The organism is Kineococcus rubinsiae, from assembly GCF_011839805.1.
GTDB lineage: Bacteria > Actinomycetota > Actinomycetes > Actinomycetales > Kineococcaceae > Kineococcus > Kineococcus rubinsiae.
The window spans coordinates 1-19,713 of sequence record NZ_VWPY01000069.1; the positions used below are offsets into that span (position 1 = coordinate 1).

17 protein-coding genes are annotated in these 19,713 nt (G+C 76.1%); 8 read left to right on the forward strand and 9 right to left on the reverse strand.

Annotated features, from left to right (window positions below):
- Together F1544_RS20790 and F1544_RS20795 are read left to right on the forward strand one after the other, a co-directional pair.
- The coding region (locus tag F1544_RS20790; protein WP_208972320.1) for a DUF4439 domain-containing protein at positions 1–540 on the forward strand (540 nt) is incomplete at its 5' end.
- A 45-nt stretch (positions 541–585) separates the two neighbouring features.
- Positions 586–1,479 (forward strand): endonuclease/exonuclease/phosphatase family protein, encoded by an 894-nt coding sequence (locus tag F1544_RS20795; protein ID WP_208972321.1) that lies wholly within the window; start codon positions 586–588, stop codon positions 1,477–1,479.
- 15 nt (positions 1,480–1,494) lie between these two features.
- Here F1544_RS20795 and F1544_RS20800 read toward each other — a convergent pair whose 3' ends face one another.
- Positions 1,495–2,424, reverse strand: a complete 930-nt coding sequence (locus F1544_RS20800; protein WP_167588120.1) for a helix-turn-helix domain-containing protein — start codon at positions 2,422–2,424, stop codon at positions 1,495–1,497.
- A gap of 186 nt (positions 2,425–2,610) precedes the next feature.
- Between F1544_RS20800 and F1544_RS20805 the strand changes: the two genes are divergently transcribed.
- The 3 genes from F1544_RS20805 (at position 2,611) to F1544_RS20815 (ending at position 5,371) form a co-directional block, all read left to right on the forward strand.
- The gene (locus tag F1544_RS20805; RefSeq protein WP_167588121.1) at positions 2,611–3,378 is read left to right on the forward strand and encodes an SDR family NAD(P)-dependent oxidoreductase; all 768 of its coding nucleotides are present in this window, start codon (positions 2,611–2,613) and stop codon (positions 3,376–3,378) included.
- Positions 3,379–3,429: 51 nt separating this feature from the next.
- Complete coding sequence (locus F1544_RS20810) at positions 3,430–4,431, forward strand: NAD(P)-dependent alcohol dehydrogenase (RefSeq protein ID WP_167588122.1); 1,002 nt, start codon at positions 3,430–3,432, stop codon at positions 4,429–4,431.
- Between the two features lie 109 nt (positions 4,432–4,540).
- A complete protein-coding gene (locus F1544_RS20815; RefSeq protein WP_208972322.1) occupies positions 4,541–5,371 on the forward strand; it encodes a TspO-related membrane protein in 831 nt (276 codons plus the stop codon).
- Here F1544_RS20815 and F1544_RS20820 read toward each other — a convergent pair.
- Positions 5,349–7,109 carry a proline--tRNA ligase gene (locus F1544_RS20820; protein WP_167588123.1) on the reverse strand — a complete coding sequence of 587 codons (1,761 nt, stop codon included), beginning with the start codon at positions 7,107–7,109 and terminating at the stop codon, positions 5,349–5,351. The genes F1544_RS20815 and F1544_RS20820 overlap by 23 nt on opposite strands.
- Before the next feature lie 566 nt (positions 7,110–7,675).
- Here F1544_RS20820 and F1544_RS20825 point away from each other — a divergent pair.
- Positions 7,676–9,085 (forward strand): MFS transporter, encoded by a 1,410-nt coding sequence (locus tag F1544_RS20825; RefSeq protein ID WP_308470233.1) that lies wholly within the window; start codon positions 7,676–7,678, stop codon positions 9,083–9,085.
- A gap of 1 nt (position 9,086) precedes the next feature.
- On the opposite strand, the gene F1544_RS20830 is transcribed toward F1544_RS20825, so the two are convergent.
- From F1544_RS20830 to dxr, 5 genes are all read right to left on the reverse strand, one after another.
- On the reverse strand, positions 9,087–9,977 hold the full coding sequence (locus F1544_RS20830) for a GNAT family N-acetyltransferase (protein ID WP_208972326.1): 891 nt from the start codon (positions 9,975–9,977) through the stop codon (positions 9,087–9,089).
- 82 nt (positions 9,978–10,059) lie between these two features.
- Complete coding sequence (gene ispG, locus F1544_RS20835) at positions 10,060–11,217, reverse strand: flavodoxin-dependent (E)-4-hydroxy-3-methylbut-2-enyl-diphosphate synthase (protein ID WP_167588124.1); 1,158 nt, start codon at positions 11,215–11,217, stop codon at positions 10,060–10,062.
- Positions 11,218–11,337: 120 nt separating this feature from the next.
- Entirely contained in the window at positions 11,338–11,781 is a 444-nt protein-coding gene (locus tag F1544_RS20840; protein ID WP_167588125.1) for a hypothetical protein, read from the reverse strand.
- 434 nt (positions 11,782–12,215) lie between these two features.
- Positions 12,216–13,547, reverse strand: coding sequence for a M50 family metallopeptidase (locus F1544_RS20845; protein ID WP_167588126.1), 1,332 nt, complete (start codon positions 13,545–13,547; stop codon positions 12,216–12,218).
- Complete coding sequence (dxr, locus tag F1544_RS20850) at positions 13,544–14,782, reverse strand: 1-deoxy-D-xylulose-5-phosphate reductoisomerase (RefSeq protein WP_167588127.1); 1,239 nt, start codon at positions 14,780–14,782, stop codon at positions 13,544–13,546. Before dxr ends, F1544_RS20845 begins: the two co-directional genes overlap by 4 nt.
- Positions 14,783–14,986: 204 nt before the next feature.
- Between dxr and F1544_RS20855 the strand changes: the two genes are divergently transcribed.
- A complete protein-coding gene (locus tag F1544_RS20855) occupies positions 14,987–16,075 on the forward strand; it encodes a trypsin-like serine peptidase (RefSeq protein WP_167588128.1) in 1,089 nt (362 codons plus the stop codon).
- Positions 16,076–16,168: 93 nt separating this feature from the next.
- On the opposite strand, the gene F1544_RS20860 is transcribed toward F1544_RS20855, so the two are convergent.
- Positions 16,169–17,641, reverse strand: a complete 1,473-nt coding sequence (locus tag F1544_RS20860) for an NAD-dependent succinate-semialdehyde dehydrogenase (protein ID WP_167588129.1) — start codon at positions 17,639–17,641, stop codon at positions 16,169–16,171.
- Positions 17,638–19,011 carry a 4-aminobutyrate--2-oxoglutarate transaminase gene (gene gabT, locus F1544_RS20865; RefSeq protein ID WP_167588135.1) on the reverse strand — a complete coding sequence of 458 codons (1,374 nt, stop codon included), beginning with the start codon at positions 19,009–19,011 and terminating at the stop codon, positions 17,638–17,640. Before gabT ends, F1544_RS20860 begins: the two co-directional genes overlap by 4 nt.
- A gap of 186 nt (positions 19,012–19,197) precedes the next feature.
- Here gabT and F1544_RS20870 point away from each other — a divergent pair.
- Positions 19,198–19,713: PucR family transcriptional regulator ligand-binding domain-containing protein (locus F1544_RS20870; protein WP_208972323.1), on the forward strand; the 516-nt coding region annotated here is incomplete at its 3' end.

The following is a 19,713-nucleotide window of genomic DNA, read 5'->3' on the forward strand; positions in this document are numbered from 1 at the left end:
ACCCCGGTCGCCGTGCCGGCGGCCGCGACCCCGGCGGCCGCGAGCGCGCCCGGCGCCGCCCAGCTCGCCGTGCTGCAGCGCGCGCTGGCGGGTGAGCACGAGGCCGTCTACGCCTACGGTCTCGTCGCCGCCCGCGCCGCCGTCCCGCGCCGCGCCGAGGCCCTCGCGGACCTCGACGCCCACCGGGTCGCGCGCGACGACCTCGACGACGCCCTGCGCGCGCTGGGGGCCGAGCCCGTCGCGGCCGCCGCCGGGTACGAGGCGACGGCCGCGACGCCCGAGGCCGCCGCCCAGCTGGCCGCGGCCGTCGAGGACCGCCTCGCCGCGGTGCACCTGGATGTCGTCGGCGCGGACCCCGCGCGGCGCGGGCTCGCCGCCGCCGCGGTCCTGCGGGCCGCCCGGGCCGCGGCGCGCTGGGGCTCGACCGTCCGCGGCTTCCCGGGGCTGCCGGCGCTCGCCGAGGACGGCGGCCCCGCGCTCGCGGCGACCGCGACCGCGACGGCCACGGCCTCCCCCTCGGGCGCGCCCACCGCGGGCTGAGCCCCCGCGCCGGGAGGCGGCGAACCGGCTGCGAGACTGCCCCCGATGAGCCCAGCGACCCCTCCCGACGCACCGGCACCCGGCCCGGCGCCGCTGCGCCTCATGACGTGGAACGTGTGGTGGCGCTTCGGCGACTGGCGCGCGCGGCGGGAGGCCCTGCTGGCCGTCCTGCGCGCTGAGCAGCCGGACGTCGTGGGCCTGCAGGAGGTCTGGGCCACCGAGGACGAGAACCTCGCGCAGTGGCTGGCCGAGCGCCTGGACATGGAGTTCGCCTGGTCGCCGTCGCCCGCGCCGCAGCGCTGGCAGCGCCGGCTGTCGATGACGGGCGAGGACCGCGAGGACTCCGGCACCATCGCCTTCGGCAATGCCGTCCTGTCCCGGCACCCGCTGCTGGAGCAGCGGGTCGCGCACCTGCCCCGCGGCACCGGCGAGGACGAGGGCCGCACCGCGCTGCAGGTCCTCGTCGACGCGCCCCAGCGCGTGCTGCCGTTCACGACGACCCACCTGAACTCCTCCCCCGCCGAGTCCGCCGTCCGCGTCGCGCAGGTCGGCGAGGTCGTCCGCTTCGTCGCCGACGGCTACCAGCGCTCCGACCGCAGCTACCCGCCGGTCCTCACGGGCGACTTCAACGCCGTCGAGACCTCCGACGAGGTGCGCGTCGCCTGCGGGTACGAGACGGCCGGGCCCGTGGAGGGGTTCGTGCTGGTCGACTCGTGGCGCTTCGCCGAGCCCGGCGCGAACGGGCTGACGTGGGACCGGCGCAACCCCTGGGTGGCCCGGGTGCACCAGCCCAGCGCGCGCATCGACTACGTCCTGGTCGGGCTGGCGCCGTTCTCGGGGCACGGGTCGGTGCGCTCCGTCCGGCTCACCGCGACCGAGCCCGTCGACGGCGTCTGGGCCTCCGACCACGCGGCGGTCGTCGTCGACCTCGAACCCTGAGCGGGGCGCCGAGCCTCAGCCGGCGGCGGCCTCCAGGGAGCGGCGGTGCGCCGCCCGGTGCGCCGAGGGCGTCACGCCGTGGCCCGCGAGGAAGCGCCGGTTGAAGTTGGACAGGTTCGCGAAGCCGACCGCACCCGCGATCTCGGAGACCGGCCGCGTCGTCTGCTCCAGCAGGGTCGCGGCGTGCGCCAGGCGCAGCTTGCGCACCACGTCGCTGAACGTCTGACCGGTGGCGCGCTGGAAGCAGCGCGAGAACGCCGACTCGCTCATCCCCGCCGTCGCCGCAGCGGCCGAGAGCCGCACCGGCCCCGCGAGGTCGGCGACGACGTCGGCGAGGGCCCGGCTCACGACCTCGGCGGTGGTCGGGTCGTGCACGGGCGGCGTCCAGACACCGGCCACGAGGCGGTGCTCGTCCGGTGGCGCCGCCGCCATGAGCGCGAACAGCGCGAAGATGTGCTGCAGCCGTTCGGCTCCCGCGCTCGTGCCGATGAGCTCGAGCTCCCGCGCCCCCGCGCGCGCCGTCCCCCCGGAGAACTCCACGCCCGAGCGGGCCCGGCTCCACAGCGGCGCGAGGGCCGCGAGCTCGGGCAGGAGGAGCTCGCACCGCTGGAGCCACTCGCCGTGGAACTGGAAGACCACGTCGCGCCCGACGAGGACCTCGCCGGGGGCCAGGTCGCTGATCCAGTCGTGGGGGACGTCGGGGCCGACCAGCACCAGCTGACCCGGCTGGAAGCGCCCCACGCTGTCGCCCACGATGTAGCTCCCGGCGCCCGCGCGGGCCAGGTGCACCTCGTACTCGGGGTGGTGGTTCCACCGCGCGAACGGCCCCGGGTAGTCGTGCACGTGCCAGCGCGCCGACAGCGCCGGGTCCGGCGGGACGACCTCGCGCACGGCCCGGGGGACGACCCAGCGCGGTGCGGGCGCAGCGGCGGTGCTCCGCGACATGATCTTCCCTCCCGTCCCGCGACCAGGATCGACGCCGATCCGCCCTGCCGGGCGCAAGAGAGTACCAGCATCGGGCGGCTGCGGCGCTAGTCCGCCGTCCGGGCCCCGCCTAGCCTCGAGGCACGGGCCGACGGCGGCCGCAGGCGGCGGCTCCGCGGGACGCGGAGGGCGAGGGAGTTCCCAGCGATGAGGCTGACCGACCGCTTCGACCTGACGGGCCGCGTCGCCGTGGTGACCGCGGGCCCCGGGGGGCTCGGTGGCGGTCTCGCGCTCGCGCTGGGCCTGGCCGGCGCGGCGGTGGCGGTCGTCACGGCGGACGCCGAGGAGGGCGGGCACGTCCTGGGCAAGCTCCGCGCCGAGGGCGTCGACTGCGCCTTCCTGCCCGCCGACACGACCGATCCCGCTGCGGTGCAGGGCAGCCTGGACGCCGTGCTCGCGCGGTTCGGTTCCGTCGAGGTCCTCGTGAACACCGCCGACGTGCGGGCGCCCGGCGCGGCCCTCGACCTGAGCGCGGCGGACTGGCGCGCCGTGATGACCGCCAACGTCGACGCCCTCTGGACCTGCTCGCAGGTCTACGGCCGCCACTTCGTCGCGCAGGGCCGCGGCGCGATCGTCAACGTCGGCGCGGTGGCCGGCAGCATCGCCGGCCGCCCCCACTTCGACGTAGCCTTCGGCGCCTCCAAGGCGGCCGTGCACCACCTGACCACCTGCCTGGCCGCCGAGTGGGCCCACCACGGCGTGCGGGTCAACGCCCTGGCGCCCGGCTACCTCAGCAGCGACGACTCCCCCACCACCGACCCGCGCGTGCGCCGCCACGTCCTCGAGGACACCCCGATGGAACGCCTGGGGACGGTCGAGGAGATCGCCCCCGCCGTGGTGTTCCTGGCCGCCGACGCGTCCTCGTTCATCACGGGTTCCGTCCTGCACGCCGACGGCGGCTACCGCACCGCCTGACCTCGCCGCCCCCTCGCCCCACCCGCGCACGCGTCCGACCCGGAGACCCCCGTGAACCTCAGCGCCGTCCTGCACGCCCCCCGCGACCTGCGCGTCGAGGAGCGCCCGCGCCCCGTCCCCGGGCCCCACGAGGTGCTGGTGCGCCCCGGGGCGGTGGGGATCTGCGGCTCCGACGTGCACTACTACGAGCACGGCCGCATCGGCTCCTTCGTCCTGGACGCCCCCATGGTCGTGGGGCACGAGGCGGCCGGGACCGTCGTCGAGGTGGGTCCCGCGGTCGACCCCGCGCGCGTCGGGGAGCTCGTCGCCCTCGAACCCGGGGTGCCGGACCGGACCTGCGAGCAGTGCCTGGCGGGGCGCTACAACCTCTGCCCGCAGGTGCGGTTCTTCGCGACCCCGCCCGTGGACGGGGCGCTCGCCCACCTCGTCGCGATCGACGCGTCCTTCGCCCACCCCGTCCCGGCCGGCCTGGACGTCGAGCAGGCGGCGATGGCCGAACCCGTCTCGGTCGGGGTGTGGGCGTGCCGCCGCGCGGGCGTCGGCCCCGGTGACCGGGTCCTCGTGACCGGTGCGGGACCCGTCGGGCTGTTCGCCGCCCAGGTCGCGCGCGCCACCGGCGCGAGCGCCGTGACCGTCACCGACGTCAGCCCCTTCCGGCTCGAGGTCGCCCGCGAGCTCGGGTTCGGGGCCCTCGACGCGCGGGAACCCCTGGCGGAGGCCTTCGACGTCCTGCTCGAGTGCTCGGGGGCCGCGGCCGCGTTCACCACCGGCTGCCGGGCCCTGGCCCCGGCCGGGCGGGCGGTGCTGGTCGGCATGGGCGCGGACACCGTCAGCCTCGACGTGCCGCTCCTGCAGGGCCGGGAGATCACCGTCACCGGCACCTTCCGGTACGCGGGCACCTACCCCGCGGCCCTCTCGCTCCTCGCCTCCGGCCGGGTCCGCACCGACGTCGTCGTCACCCACCGGTTCCCGCTCGCCGGCACCGACGACGCCCTCACGCTCGCGCGGCGGGACCCGCGCTCGCTCAAGGCGCTCGTCCTGCCCCAGGAGTGACCGGACCGGAGGCGGGCCGCTGGTCCCCGGCGGCCGGTCCGCGCTCGCGCCCGCGCCCGCGCCCGCGGAGGACGTTGCGGATCGTGCGGCGCGGGCGCACGCTCCGGGGGTGACCACCGCCCCCGGACTGCGCGCCGGCTCCCCCTCCGTCCCCGCGACCACGGCCGACATCGCCCGCCAGGCGACCGTCATCGCGAGCGCCGTCCTGGCCCTCACGGGGTCGGCGATCGGGTCCGGGGCCTTCGGGGGCACGCCCATCGCGGAGGCCGGCGACGGGGCGCTGTCGGCGTCCTCGACCCTCGTGGCGCCCGACGGGCCCGCCTTCGCGATCTGGGGCGTCGTCTACGCGGGGCTGCTGGCCCTGGCGGTCTGGCAGGTGCTGCCCTCCCACCGCGCCGACGAGCGCCAGCGCGCCACGGGGTGGTGGACCGCCGCGTCGCTGCTGCTGAACGCCGCGTGGATCCTCACGGCGCGGGCCGGGCACGTGGCCGCCTCGGTCGCCGTCATCGCGGCCCTGCTCGTCGTCCTCGTGGTCGTCGTCGGCCGCCTCACCGCCGCCCCCGGGCACCGCGGCCGGCTCGAGGTGGTCCTCGTCGACGGGACGATGGGCCTCTACCTGGGCTGGGTCTCCATCGCGACCGTCGCGAACACCGCCGCCGCGCTGAAGCAGGCCGGGCTCACCACCGGTGAACCCGCCTGGGCCGTCGGCGTCCTGGCCGTGGCCGCCGGCATCGGCGTCCTCACCGCTGCCCGCACCCGGGGCAGCCTCGGGTTCGGGGCCGGGCTGGCGTGGGGCCTCGGCTGGGTCGCCGCCGGGCGCACCACCGGACCGGCCACCTCGACCGTGGTGGCCGTGACGGCCGGCGTCGCCGCGGCGGTGGTCGTGGCGAGCACCGTCGCGGCGAAGGCGGGCCTCCTCAGGCTCGGACGGCGGCGCTGACGCGGGCGACCGCGTCCGCGACCGGCACCTGCTCGGCCTCGCCGCTGCGCCGGTCGCGCAGCTCCACGACCCCCTCGGCCAGGCCCTTGCCGACGACGAGGATCGTCGGGACCCCCACGAGCTCGGCGTCCTTGAACTTCACGCCGGGCGAGACCTTCGGACGGTCGTCGAGGATGACCTCCACGCCCTGCGCCTCCAGCTCGCCGGCGATCCGCTCCGCGGCCACCAGGATCTCCGGGTCCTTGCCGGTCGCGACCACGTGCACCTCCGCGGGCGCGAGCCCGCGCGGCCACACGAGGCCCTTCTCGTCGTGGTTGCCCTCGGCGAGCGCGGCCATGGCGCGGGTCACGCCGATCCCGTAGGACCCCATCGTCACGACGACCTGCTTGCCGTTCTCGTCCAGCACCTTCAGGCCCAGGGCCTCGGCGTACAGGCGGCCCAGCGCGAAGATGTGGCCGATCTCGATGCCGCGCGCCAGCTCCAGCGGACCCGAACCGTCCGGCGCGGGGTCGCCCGCCTTGACCTCGGCGGCCTCGACGAAGCCGTCGGGCGTGAAGTCGCGGCCCGCGACCAGGTCGAACGCGTGCCGGCCGGGCTCGTCGGCGCCCGTGATCCACGACGTGCCGTCCACGACGCGGGGGTCGACGAGGTAGCGGATCCCGCTCGCGGACTCCGACCCCAGCGCGCCCGGCCCGATGTAGCCCTTCACCAGCGCCGGGGCGGCCGCGAAGTCGGCGGCCTCGAACGCCTCGATCTCCGCGGGCGCCAGCGCCGCCTCGAGGCGCTTGGTGTCGACCTCGCGGTCACCGGGCACGCCGACAGCCAGCGGCTCGCGCGTGCCGTCCGGGTGGCGCAGCACCACCAGGACGTTCTTCAGCGTGTCCGCCGCCGTCCACGGGCGGTCGGCGCGCGGGTGCCGCTCGTTCGCGACCGCCACCAGCGTGTCGATGGTCGGGGTGTCGGGGGTGTCCTCCACGTGCGCGGCCGCGAGCCCCTCGAACGGGACCGTCGCGGGCGGCAGCGTCGTGACGGCCTCCACGTTCGCGGCGTAGCCACCGGGCGAGCGCACGAACGTGTCCTCCCCGATCGCGACCGGGTGCAGGAACTCCTCGCTGCGCGAACCGCCCATGGCCCCCGACATCGCCGAGACGATGACGAACTCCAGACCCAGGCGCGTGAAGATCCGGATGTAGGCGTCGCGGTGCTGCTCGTAGGACTTCTCGAGCCCGGCGTCGTCCACGTCGAAGCTGTAGGAGTCCTTCATGACGAACTCCCGCCCGCGCAGGATGCCCGCGCGCGGACGCGCCTCGTCGCGGTACTTCTGCTGGATCTGGTAGAGCGAGACGGGCAGGTCCTTGTACGAGGAGTACAGGTCCTTGACCAGGAGCGTGAACATCTCCTCGTGCGTGGGCGCGAGGAGGTAGTCGGCGCCCTTGCGGTCCTTCAGCCGGAACATGCCGTCGCCGTAGTCGGTCCAGCGGTGCGTCGCCTCGTACGGCTCGCGGGGCAGCAGCGCCGGGAAGTGCACCTCCTGGGCGCCCATGGCGTCCATCTCCTCGCGCACCACGGCCTCGACCTTGCGCAGCACCTTCAGGCCCAGCGGCAGCCACGTGTAGATCCCCGGCGCCGCACGGCGGATGTACCCGGCCCGCACGAGGAGCCGGTGGCTGGCGACCTCCGCCTCGACCGGGTCCTCCCGCAGGGTCCGCAGGAACAAGGTGGACATCCGCATCAGCACGAGCCCAGGGTATCGGCGCGGCCGGTTCCGCTTCACCGGAGTTCCTCGCGTGGGTTCTCGTCCGGACGGACCGGCGACGCGATCGCCGGTTGCTTCGTTCGCGCCGAGCCCGTGCACCGCGTCGGCTCTCCGCTCCGGGCGCTCACTCCGGACCACCGGCGATCCCGCCACCGGACCGTCCTGTGAGCTCACCGGGCCGCCCGGGACTCCGGGGCGGCGGCGGTCGCGGCTCCTCGGGCTCGGCTGTGCCCGGGGATGAGGGCGGCTCTCGCGGGGTCGGGAGGGTGGTCGGGTGCGGATCGAGGGCGCTGAGGGGGTGGTGACGGCGGGCGTCCGGAGTGAGCGCCCCGCCACCCGGGTGCGGTGCGCGGTTGCTCGGTGCGAACGGAGCTGCCCGGCGGCGCCACCGGCTCAGGGCCCGGACGCTGACCCGGCCACGCGGGCGCCTCTGCGCCCGGGCGAGGAGGTGACGCGGCGCAGGAGCACGCGCCGTGCCGATGACTTCCCCGGCGGCGCCGGGTCACCACCTCCACCAGCAGGAGACGAACCGACGGCAGGAGAGCGCTGTGCCCGCACCCGAGGTCCCGGAAGCGGCCGGGGCGTCGCCCCGGCTGGACCTGCGCTCCGGCTCGCAGCGGGTGTTCGCGCACCTGCTGGTGAACAGCGCGGTCGTCAGCGTCGTCAACTACACCGTCTGGTTCGCGGTGACGTTCTGGATCTTCCTCGAGACGCGCTCGGTGTTCGCGACCGGGATGGTCGCCGGCATCTTCGTCGTCGCGACCGCGGCGACGGGGATCTGGTTCGGCAGCCTCGTCGACAACCACCGCAAGCGGGCGGTCATGCAGGGCTCGGCCCTGGTCTCCACGGCCGTCTACGGCGTCTGCCTGGCGGTGTACCTGCTGACCCCCGAGGGGGTCTTCGGCGACGTCGCGTCGTGGCAGCTGTGGGTGTTCGTGGTGCTCTGCATGGCCGGGGTGGTCGCGGGCAACCCGCGCGGGATCGCGCTGCCGACGCTCGTGACCCTGCTGGTGCCCGAGGACGTCCGCGACCGCGCCAACGGGCTCGTGGGGACGGTGGTGGGCAGCTCGATGCTCGTCACGTCGGTCATCAGCGGGGTGCTGGTCGCCTCGGGCGGGATGCAGCACGTCCTGCTGCTCGCCCTCGTGGTGCTGGTGGTCTCGGTGCTGCACCTGGCCCGCGTGCAGGTGCCCGAGCGGCGGGTCGCGGCCGCGGACGCGGCGGGTGACCCCGTCGAGGCCGTGGGCGGGGTCGACCTGCGCGGGACCTGGCGGCTCGTGCGGGGGGTACCGGGGCTCGTGGCACTCATCGCGTTCAGCTGCTTCAACAACCTCATCGGCGGCGCCTTCATGGCGCTCATGGACGCCTACGGGCTGTCGCTGGTCTCGGTGCAGGCGTGGGGGCTGCTCTGGGGCGGGCTCAGCGCCGTGATGATCGTCGGCGGCCTGCTCGTCGCCCGCCTGGGGCTGGGGCGGCGCCCGGTCCGGCTCCTGCTGCTCGTCAACGCCGGCGCGTGGACCGCGACGATGCTCTTCCCGCTGACGTCCTCCGTCGTGACGCTGACGGCCGCCATGGTGGTCTTCATGGCCCTCATGCCGTTCGCGGAGGCCGCCGAGCAGACCGTGCTGCAGCGCGTGGTCCCCTACGAGCGGCAGGGCCGCGTGTTCGGCTTCGCCCAGAGCGTCGAGCAGTCCGCCGCCCCGGTCACGGCGTTCCTCGTCGGCCCGATCACGCAGTTCCTCGTCGTGCCGCTCATGACCGACGGGGCCGGCGCCGCGGCCATCGGCAGCTGGTTCGGCACCGGGCAGACGCGGGCCATCGCCCTGGTCTTCGTGGTGACCGGCCTGGTCGGCCTCGTCGCCACGCTGCTCGCGCTCGCCAGCCCGCAGTACCGCGCCCTCGCGGCCTCCTACGCCCGTGCCGCCACGACCGACGAGGTCCCGGTGGCCCCGCGCTGACTCAGAACAGGACGGTCGCGAAGGCCCCGACCTCGCGGAAGCCGACGCGGCGGTAGGCCGCGAGCGCCTTGGTGTTGTAGTCGTTGACGTAGAGGGACACCGTCTCGACGCCGTCGGCGCGCGCGGCCTCGACGACGGCGGCCATGCCCGGCGCCGCGAGGCCCTCACCGCGGCGGTGCGGGGCGACCCACACGCCCTGCACCTGCACGACCTTCGGGGAGACGGCGCCCAGCTCGGCCTTGAACACGACCTCGGGGCCGCGGGGGCCCGGGTCGATGCGGGCGAAGGAGCGGCCCGTGGAGACGAGCTCCGCGACGCGCTCGCGGTAGGCGCCGCCGCCGTCCGGCGGGGCCGGGGCGTAGCCGATCTCCTCGGTGAACATCGCCACGCACGCGGGCACGACGAGGTCGAGGTCGCGCAGCGTGGACCGGCGGACGGCCGGGTCGGGCGCCACGGCCGGCGGGGCCTCGCACACCATGAGCGGCTGCCGGGCGCGGACCTCGCGCACACCCCGCCAGTGCGGTTCCAGGCGCGACCACAGGGCCAGGACGGTGTCGGCGGGCCCGACGAGGGAGGAGCAACGACGCCCCTCGCGGCGGGCCTGGGCGGCGAAGGCGTCCAGGGCGGCGGGCGTGGCCTCGATCGGGACCAGGTTGGCGCCGGCCCAGCACGCGGAGACCAGCTCCCCGTCCTCGAACCAGCCCCAGACCTGGCCGCCGAGGTCGGAGCCCGGACGGCCGGCGAGGCCCAGCAGGCGGGCGGAGACGAAGAGGTTGGCGACCGGGTCGCGGTCGCAGAGGCGCAGCAGCGCCGGCGCGTCCGCGCCGGTCAGCACCCGCAGGCTGCCCGAGCGCTCGGAGCCGCGGGGGGTCGAGGCCGCGGGGGGCGTCAGGTGCACCTGCGCATCCTCGCCCCTGGGCCCGCCGCCGTCGAGGCGACCCCCCGCGGCGGCGCGTCCCGCCCGGGGAGGCCGCTCAGCTGACGCTGACGACGGCCCCGGCCGCGACGCCGTCGTCGGGCTCGCCCATGGCGGCCGCGAGGCGCTCGGCCTCCTCGATGAGGGTGGCGACGATGTCGTGCTCGGGCACGGTCTTGATGACCTCGCCCTTGACGAAGATCTGGCCCTTGCCGTTGCCGCTGGCGACGCCGAGGTCGGCCTCGCGGGCCTCGCCGGGGCCGTTGACGACGCAGCCCATGACGGCCACGCGCAGCGGGACGGTGACGCCCTTGAGGCCCTCGGTGACCGCGTCGGCGAGGGAGTAGACGTCGACCTGGGCGCGCCCGCACGAGGGGCACGAGACGATCTCCAGCTTGCGGGGGCGCAGGTTCAGCGACTGCAGGATCTGGATGCCGACCTTCACCTCCTCGACGGGGGGCGCCGAGAGGGACACGCGGATGGTGTCGCCGATGCCCTGCGAGAGCAGCGCACCGAAGGCCGTGGCCGACTTGATGGTGCCCTGGAAGGCCGGGCCCGCCTCGGTGACGCCGAGGTGCAGGGGCCAGTCGCCGCGCTCGGACAGCAGCTCGTAGGCGCGGACCATGATCACCGGGTCGTTGTGCTTGACGGAGATCTTGAAGTCGTGGAAGCCGTGCTCCTCGAACAGCGACGCCTCCCAGACGGCCGACTCCACGAGGGCCTCGGGCGTCGCCTTGCCGTACTTCTTCAGCAGCCGCGGGTCGAGCGAGCCGGCGTTGACGCCGATGCGGATCGAGGTGCCGTGGTCCTTCGCGGCCTGCGCGATCTGCTTGACCTGGTCGTCGAACTTGCGGATGTTGCCCGGGTTCACGCGGACCGCCGCGCAGCCGGCCTCGATCGCCGCGAAGACGTACTTGGGCTGGAAGTGGATGTCCGCGATCACGGGCAGCTGCGACTTCTTGGCGATGATGTGCAGCACGTCGGCGTCGTCCTGCGTCGGGCAGGCCACGCGGACGATGTCGCAGCCGGTCGCCGTGAGCTCGGCGATCTGCTGCAGCGTCGCGTTGATGTTCGTCGTCGGGGTGGTCGTCATCGACTGCACCGAGACGGGGGCGTCACCCCCGACGTCGACCGTGCCGACCTTGATCTTCCGCGTCTTGCGGCGCGGGGACAGGACGGGCGGCGGGAGGGCGGGAAGACCGAGGGCGACAGTCACGGCTCCAGTATCACCCCAGCCCCGCGGCAGGCCCGACCGGTCCGCGCGTGCCGGGGGCCGCACCCCGACCGCGCCGGAGCGGTGGCCGGCGACGGTGGGGCGCCGGCACAGGACACCCCCTCACGGCCGGGTCGCCGGGCGCCCGCGGCCGGGGCGTCGGCGGCCGGGCTCCTCGAACGGCGGGAAGGGCTCCCGGCCGGCGTGGGCGAAGTGCATCTGCGTCGAGCACACGTGCGAGCCGTACTCGCCCTGCAGGGCGTCCCAGCCCCGCAGCAGGGCCGTGAGGGCGGCCGGGAAGCCCGCCGGCGGCGCGGGGCCGGTGAGCAGGTCGGCGTCGATCGCCACGAGCTCGCCCGTCCGGCTCAGGGCGCCCCACCGCCTGGAGAAGCTCCCGTCGGTCCGCGTGGCGACGAGCGCCACCAGCACCCGCCGCTCGTGCTGGTGGACCTCGACGCGCGGTACGCCGGCGGGGGCCCCGGACAGCGCGGCGGGCGGGACGTCGAAGACCTCCTCGGCCGGCCCGTGGGGCCATCGCCAGCGCTCGAGGCCGAAGTCGCGCCGCACGGCGCCCTGACCTCCAGGTAGGCCAGTGCCGCGGAGGACGACGGCAGGAGGAACCAGTCCAGCACCGCGAGCTGGACGTAGTGGTCGACGAGCGGGCGCGTGGCCGCCCCGGTGCGGCGCACGAGGTCGTCGGTGACGTCGGCGCACAACCGGTGCGCCTCGTCGTTCCAGCCCGCGGCGCGGTCCTCGTCCAGCAGCGCGTAGGCCCCGGTCCGCACGCGGGCCTCGATCGCGTCGTCCACCACCGCCACGCGCCACTCGCGCGGGGTGCGCTCGGCGCGCCACCGGCAGGCGCTCCACGCGCCCCGCTCCTCGGGGTCCTCACGGGTCCTGCGCTGCACGGCTGCTCCTCGTCCGGACGGTCCTGCACGGGGTGGCGCGGCGGCTCCGGGACCGCCGCGCGGAGCGGGCGGGTGCCACCCGGGCGAGCGTCGTCAGCCGGGCAGCTGGACCGGCCGGACGATGTCCGCGTAGAGCAGCAGGACGGACATCCCGACGAGCAGGATCGAGACCCCGTAGGCCAGGGGCATCGCCTTCGCGACGTCGACGGGACCGGGGTCGGGGCGGCGGCGCAGGCGCCAGATCGCCTTCTTGACGATCTCCCACAGCGCGCCCGCGATGTGCCCCCCGTCGAAGGGCAGCAGCGGGATGAGGTTGAAGACGAACAGCGCCACGTTCAGGCCCGCGACGAGCGAGAGCAGCCGCGAGACGCGCTCGGCGAACGCGTCGCCCGGCACGATCGCGGGCTGCTGGTTCAGCTCCCCCGCCAGGCGCCCGATGCCGACGACGCCGATGGGCCCGTTCGGGTCGCGCGCCTCGCTGCCGAAGGCCGCCTGGGCCACGTCGACGAGACGCTGCGGCAGCCGCACCACGATGCCCGCGACGCCGCGGACCTGGTCGGCGACGATCCCCGGCACCTCGCCCACCGGCGAGCGCACGACGGCGACGCTGGGCGAGACGCCCAGGAAGCCGACGCGCTCGGTGGCGCCCGTGGGCTCCCCCGTCGTCGCGTCGAGCACGGCGCGGTCGGTGAGCAGCGGCGTCACCGTGAGCGGGACGTCGGCGCCGTCGCGGCGCACCACGAGCGCGACCTCCCGGCCGCCGCGGCTGCGGATCGCGTCGGAGAGCTCCTCCCAGCTGCCCACCGGGCGCCCGTCGAAGGAGACGACCTCGTCGCCCGGGCGCAGGCCCGCCGCGGCGCCGGGCGCCACGGGGTCGGTGGGCGAGCACGCGGTGGCGGTGGTGCCCGCGGGCACCACGCAGGCCTGCACGCCCGAGAGGGTCGGGACCAGGCCCGGCTGGCCGATGCCGCTGACCACGACGGCCGTCAGCACGAGCGCGAGCACGAGGTTGATGACGGGACCGCCGAGCATGATGGCGATGCGCTGCAGCACCGGACGGCGGTAGAACGCGCGGTGGGCGTCGGCGGGGGTGACCTCCTCGGCGCTCGCGCGGCGGGCCTCGTCGGCCATCAGCGCCCAGCGGCCCGTCGACGTGGCCCGCAGGGTGCCCGGCTCGTCGCCGGCCTGCGGCGGGAACATCCCGATCATCCGGATGTAGCCGCCCAGCGGGATCGCCTTGACGCCGTACTCCGTCTCCCCGCGGCGGCGGGAGAACACCGTCGGGCCGAAGCCCACCATGTACTGGGTGACCTTGACCCCGAAGCGCTTGGCGGGCAGCAGGTGCCCGACCTCGTGCAGGGCGATGGACACCGCGACGCCGAGGGCCGCGACGAGTATCCCGACGACGAGCAGCAGGACGCTCACGCGCGCACCGCCGCCCCGACGAGCTCGCGCGCCCGGGCCCGCGCCCAGTCCTCGGCCCCCAGCACGTCCTCCACGTCGCGCGGGTCGCCGTCGGGCGCGTGCTCGCCGACGACCGTCGCGAGGGTGTCGACGATGCCGAGGAACGGCAGCCGGCCCGCGTGGAAGGCCGCGACGCACTCCTCGTTGGCGGCGTTGAACACCGCGGGCACCGTGGAGCCCCGCCGGCCCGCCTCGCGCGCGAGGTCCACGGCCGGGAACGCCTCGGCGTCCAGCGGCTCGAACTCCCAGGAGGCGGCCCGCGTCCAGTCCACGGGCGCCGTCGCCCCCGGCACCCGGTCGGGCCAGCCGAGGCCCAGCGCGATGGGCAGCCGCATGTCCGGCGGGGAGCACTGCGCCAGCGTCGAGCCGTCGGTGAACTCGACCATCGAGTGCACGACCGACTGCGGGTGCACGACGACGCTGATGCGGTCGTAGCCGATGCCGAAGAGCAGGTGCGCCTCGATGACCTCGAGGCCCTTGTTGACCAGCGTCGCGGAGTTGGTGGTGACGACCGGGCCCATCGACCAGGTCGGGTGGGCCAGCGCCTGCGCGGGCGTCACCGCGGTGAGCTCCTCGCGGCGGCGACCGCGGAACGGCCCGCCGCTCGCCGTCACGACCAGGCGCGCCACCTCCGCGGCGCTGCCGCCGCGCAGGCACTGGGCCAGCGCGGAGTGCTCGGAGTCGACGGGCACGAGCTGGCCGGGCGCCGCGGCCCGGGTCACCAGCGGCCCGCCCGCGACGAGGGACTCCTTGTTGGCCAGCGCGAGCGTGCTGCCGGCCGCCAGCGCGGCGAGCGTCGGGCGCAGCCCCACCGAGCCCGTCATGCCGTTGAGCACGACGTCGCAGGGCCGCCCGGCGAGCTCGGCCGCGGCGTCCGGGCCGCTGAGGACCTCGGGCCGCCACCCGGGGCGCCCGGCGGCGGCCGCGGCGGCGGCCAGGGCGGCCAGCAGCTCCTCGCGGGCGCCCTCGCGGGCCACGGCGACGACCTCGACCTCGTGGGCGACGGCCTGGCGCGCGAGCAGCCCGACGTCGGCGCCCCCGGCCGCGAGGCCGACGACCCGGAAGCGCTCCGGCGCCCCGGCCACGACGTCCAGCGCCTGAGTGCCGATCGACCCGGTGCTGCCCAGCAGGACGACGTCGCGCCGGGCGGCCGGGGCGGCGCTGAGGTGGCGGGGGGCGTCGGGGAGGGAGCTCACCCGGCCATCATGGACCGCCTCCCCGGGGGCCGGAGCGGCGCCGCGGGTCGCCCGCCCGCGCGGGGGCCGCGCGGGCGTCCGGCGTGTGGAGGACTGCGGGAGGCCCCGTGCGGAGCAGGTGTGCCGCGCCCGGGGGCGACGGGTGCCGCCCGCGTCGGGGAGGATGGTGGACGCGTCTCGCCCCGCTCTCGGAAGGACTCCCCGATGCTCCGGACCGCCCGTCGCCGGACTGCACGCCGCCGGACCGCCGGTCTCGCCGCTGCGGCCCTCTCGACCCTGGCGGTCACCGCCCTGCCCACGGCCGCCGAGGCGGGCACCGGCTCCGCGTCGGGCTCGGCCACGCTGCTGTCCTCCGTGGACGCGAGCGGGGTGCAGGCGGCGGAGTCCTACTGGACCACCGCGCGGATGGCCGCGGCCGTCCCCCTCGACGGGCCGGACGTCACCACGCAGGGCGTCGCCGGGGCCCTGGGCCTGCGCGCCGGCGTGGGCGCCCCCGCGGCGGACACCGACGCGGCGCCCGGTGGCGTGGCGCCGTCGGCCGGGCGCACCCCGCTGGCCGGGGCACCGGTCGTGCGCGGGACCCGCGCGCCGGCCGTGAAGGTCGCGCGGCCCTGGACCGGCGCCGCGGGCGTCACCCAGCGCGTGGGCAAGGTGTTCTTCACCCGCGCCGGGATGCCCTACGTCTGCTCGGCCAGCAGCGTCGACAGCCGCAACGCCAGTGTCGTCGTGACGGCCGGGCACTGCGCCACCGAGGGCGGCGTGCCGTCGGCGAAGTTCGTGTTCGTCCCCGGGTACGCGAACGGCCTGCGGCCCTTCGGCACCTGGGCCGCGCAGCAGCTCATCTCCACGCCGGAGTGGAGCGGCGGGGACCCCGACAGCGCCGCGGCCCTGAACGGCGACGTCGCCTTCGCGGTGCTCGCCCCGCGCAACGGCCGGACCCTCGCGGCGACCGTCGGGTCGTTCGCCATCAGCTTCTCCGACACGACGTCGCCCGTGTCGGTGTTCGGCTACCCCGTCTCCACGCGCGACGACGGCGAGACGCTGAAGCACTGCCGCGGGCAGCGCTTCGCCGACACCGCCGGGACCACGGACCGCGGGACGAACTGCGTCATGGCCGGGGGTTCCAGCGGCGGGCCCTGGCTCGCGGGGTTCGACCCGGCGACCGGGACCGGCACGGTCACCTCGGTCGTCAGCTTCAGCTACCGCGACAACCCGAATGCCCTGTTCGGGCCGGTGTTCGGCCCGTCCGTGCAGGCCGCGTACACGAAGGCCTCCACGGCCGCGGTCTCCTGACGCGCTGAGCGCCTGCGGGGCAACGAGGACGGCCGCGGAACCCCGAGGGGTTCCGCGGCCGTCGTCGTGCGAGCCTCGATCGAGCGAGGGCCGTCAGGACGTGTGGGTGATCCCCACGTACTTCGTCTCGAGGTACTCCTCGATGCCCTCGAAACCCCCCTCGCGGCCGAACCCGCTGGCCTTGACGCCGCCGAAGGGCGCCGCGGCGTTCGAGACGACGCCGGCGTTCAGGCCGACCATCCCGGTCTCCAGCGCCTCGGCGACGCGCAGCCCGCGGTCGAGGCCCTGCGTGAACGCGTAGGCGACGAGGCCGTACTCGGTGCGGTTGGCCAGCGCCAGCCCCTCCTCCTCGCTGTCGAAGGCCACGACGGGCGCGACCGGCCCGAACGTCTCCTCCGTGAGCAGCCGCGCGTCGTCGGGCACGTGGTCGACGACGGTGGGCGCGTAGAAGTAGCCCTCGCCGGCCACCGACGTCCCGCCGGTGAGGACGCGGGCGCCGGCGCCGACGGCCTCCTCGACGCGGGCCGCGACGCCCTCGCGCGCGCGGGCGTCGATGAGCGGGCCGACCTGGACGCCGTCCTCGGTCCCGCGCCCGACGACGAGGGCGCCCATGCGCTGCGCGAGGCGGCGGGAGAACTCCTCCGCCAGCGGCCGCTGGACGTAGAACCGGTTCGCCGACGTGCACGCCTCACCGGTGTTGCGCATCTTGGCGAGCATCGCGCCGTCGACGGCCGCGTCGAGGTCCGCGTCGTCGAACACGAGGAACGGGGCGTTGCCGCCCAGCTCCATCGACAGGCGCAGCAGCTGCTGCGCGGACTGCTCCACGAGCGTGCGCCCGACCGCGGTGGACCCCGTGAACGTGAGCTTGCGCAGCCGCGGGTCGCGGATGATCGGCTCCATCACGGCCGCCGTCCGCGTCGTCGTGACGACGTTCAGGACGCCCTCGGGCAGCCCCGCCTCGGCCATGAGCTGGGCGAACAGCAGCGTCGTGAGCGGCGTCTGCGTCGCGGGCTTGACGACCATCGTGCAGCCGGCCGCGACCGCGGGGGCGACCTTGCGGGTCCCCATCGCCAGCGGGAAGTTCCACGGCAGGATCATCAGCGTCGGGCCCACCGGCTGCTTCATCGTCAGCAACCGGCTGCCGCCCACCGGGTTCTCGGAGTAGCGGCCCGAGATGCGGGGCGCCTCCTCGGAGAACCAGCGCAGGAACTCGGCCCCGTAGGTGACCTCGCCGCGGGCCTCGGCCAGCGGCTTGCCCATCTCCAGGGTCATGAGCAGCGCGAACTCCTCGGCGCGCGCCGTGAGCATCTCGAAGGCGCGGCGCAGGATCTCCGCCCGCTCGCGCGGCGGGGTGCGGCGCCACCCGGGTGCGGCGGCGACGGCCGCGTCGAGCGCGGCCCGGCCGTCCTCGACGCTCGCGTCGGCGACCGACGTCAGGACCCGCGCCGTGGCGGGGTCCTCCACGTCGACCGTCGTGCCGCCCGACGCCTCGCGCCAGGTGCCGCCGACGAGCAGCTGGGTGGGGACGGAACCGAGGAGCTCGGCCTCGCGCTGGGCGGTGCTCACGCGGCGGCCCCGGTCTGGGCGAAGACCTCGTCGAGGACGTCGAACGCCTCCGAGAGCAGCTCGTCGCCCATGGCGAGCGAGGGCAGGAACCGCAGGACGTTGCCGTAGGTGCCGCAGGTCAGCACCATGACGCCGCGCTGCGCGGCCTCCTTCGCGACGCGGCCGGCGAGGGCCGCGTCGGGCACGTGGGTGCCGGGTTCCACGAGCTCGACCGCCATCATCGCGCCGCGGCCGCGGACGTCGCCGACGCGCGGGTCGCGCTGCGCCAGCGCCTGCAGGCGGGTCGTCATGAGCCGCCCCAGCGCGGTGGCGCGCTCGAGCAGGCCGTCCTCGCGGACCGTGGCGAGCGAGGCGAGCGCGGCCGCGCACGCGACCGGGTTCCCGCCGTAGGTCCCGCCGAGGCCGCCGACGACAGGGGCGTCCATGATCTCGGCGCGACCGGTGACGCCCGACAGGGGCAGGCCGCCGGCGATGCCCTTGGCGGTCGTCACGAGGTCGGGGACGATCCCCTCGTGCTCGCAGGCGAACATGGCGCCGGTGCGGGCGAAGCCGCTCTGCACCTCGTCGGCCACGAACACGATCCCGTTGGCGTGCGCCCACTCCAGCAGCGCGGGCAGGAACCCCTCGGCCGGGACGATGAACCCGCCCTCGCCCTGCACGGGCTCGACCACGACGCACGCGACGTTCGAGGCGCCGACCTGCTTCTCGATGACGGCGATCGCCCGGGCGGCCGCGGCCGGCCCGTCGATCGGGTTGCCCTCGAGGTCCACGCCGTCGCGGAACGGGTAGGACAGCGGGGCGCGGTGCACGTCGGTCGCGAACGGCCCGAAGCCCTCCTTGTAGGGCATGTTCTTGGCCGTCATGGCCATCGTGAGGTTCGTCCGGCCGTGGTAGGCGTGGTCGAACACCACGACGCCGGTGCGGCCCGTGTGCGCGCGGGCGATCTTCACGGCGTTCTCGACGGCCTCGGCGCCCGAGGTGAACAGCGCGGTGCGCTTCTCGAAGTCGCCCGGGGTGATGTCGTTCAGCGCCTCGGCGACGGCCACGTAGGCGTCGTAGGGCGTGACCATGAAGCAGGTGTGGGTGAACTGCGCGACCTGCTCGCTGACGGCCTCGACGACGCGCGGCGCGCTGGCGCCGACGGACGTCACGGCGATGCCCGAGCCGAGGTCGATGAACGAGTTGCCGTCGACGTCGACGACGACCCCGCCACCGGCCGCGGCGGCGTAGAAGGGCATCGAGGAACCGACCGCGTGGGACACCGCGGCGCTGCGGCGGGCCGCGAGCGCCCGCGAGCGGGGGCCGGGCACCTCGGTGACGAGGCGGCGCTCCTGCGGCAGCCCGGGGCCGCCGAGCGGTGCCTCCTGCAGGGCGAGCCCGTCGTGCGCGGTGGGTCCCTCCTGCGTCGCGGTCTGCCTGTGCGTCTCCGTCTGCGTCACGTCCACTCCTCCGGTCTGGCCGACGACTCTCTCCGGTGAACGCTAGGCCCGTCGGCCGGGGTCCGTCAGTGGCAGCGGTGCACAGCGGGAGCCCCCCGACGGTGCAAGACTGCCGCCGTGGTGACGGTGGCGGACCTGCTGGCGGTCGACGGGCTCGCGCTGCGCGCGCTGGGCGGGCCGACGGGCACCGCGCTGCGCTGGGTGGCGACGAGCGAGCTGGACGACCCGACGCCCTTCCTCGAGGGCGGTGAGCTGCTGCTGACGACCGGGCTGCGGGTCGCCGGCGCGACCGCGCCCGGCGGCGGCGACTGGCCCGGCTGGGTGGCGGGGCTGGCCCGCGCGGGCGTGGCCGCGGTCGGCTTCGGCGTCGGGCTGGGCCACCGCGAGGTGCCCGCCGGGCTCGTCGCGGCCGGGCACGAGCTGGGCGTCGGGGTGCTGGAGGTGCCGCCCCCGACGCCGTTCATCGCGATCTCCCGGGCCGTGGCCGACCTGCTGCAGCGCGGCGAGCAGGCCGCGGACACCGCGGCGCTGCAGACCGTCCGGGAGCTGACGCGGGAGGCCGGGGGCGCGGCCGCGGCTCCGCGGGTGCTGCGCCGCCTCGCCGCCGCGGTCGGGGGGGTCGCGTGGCTGCTG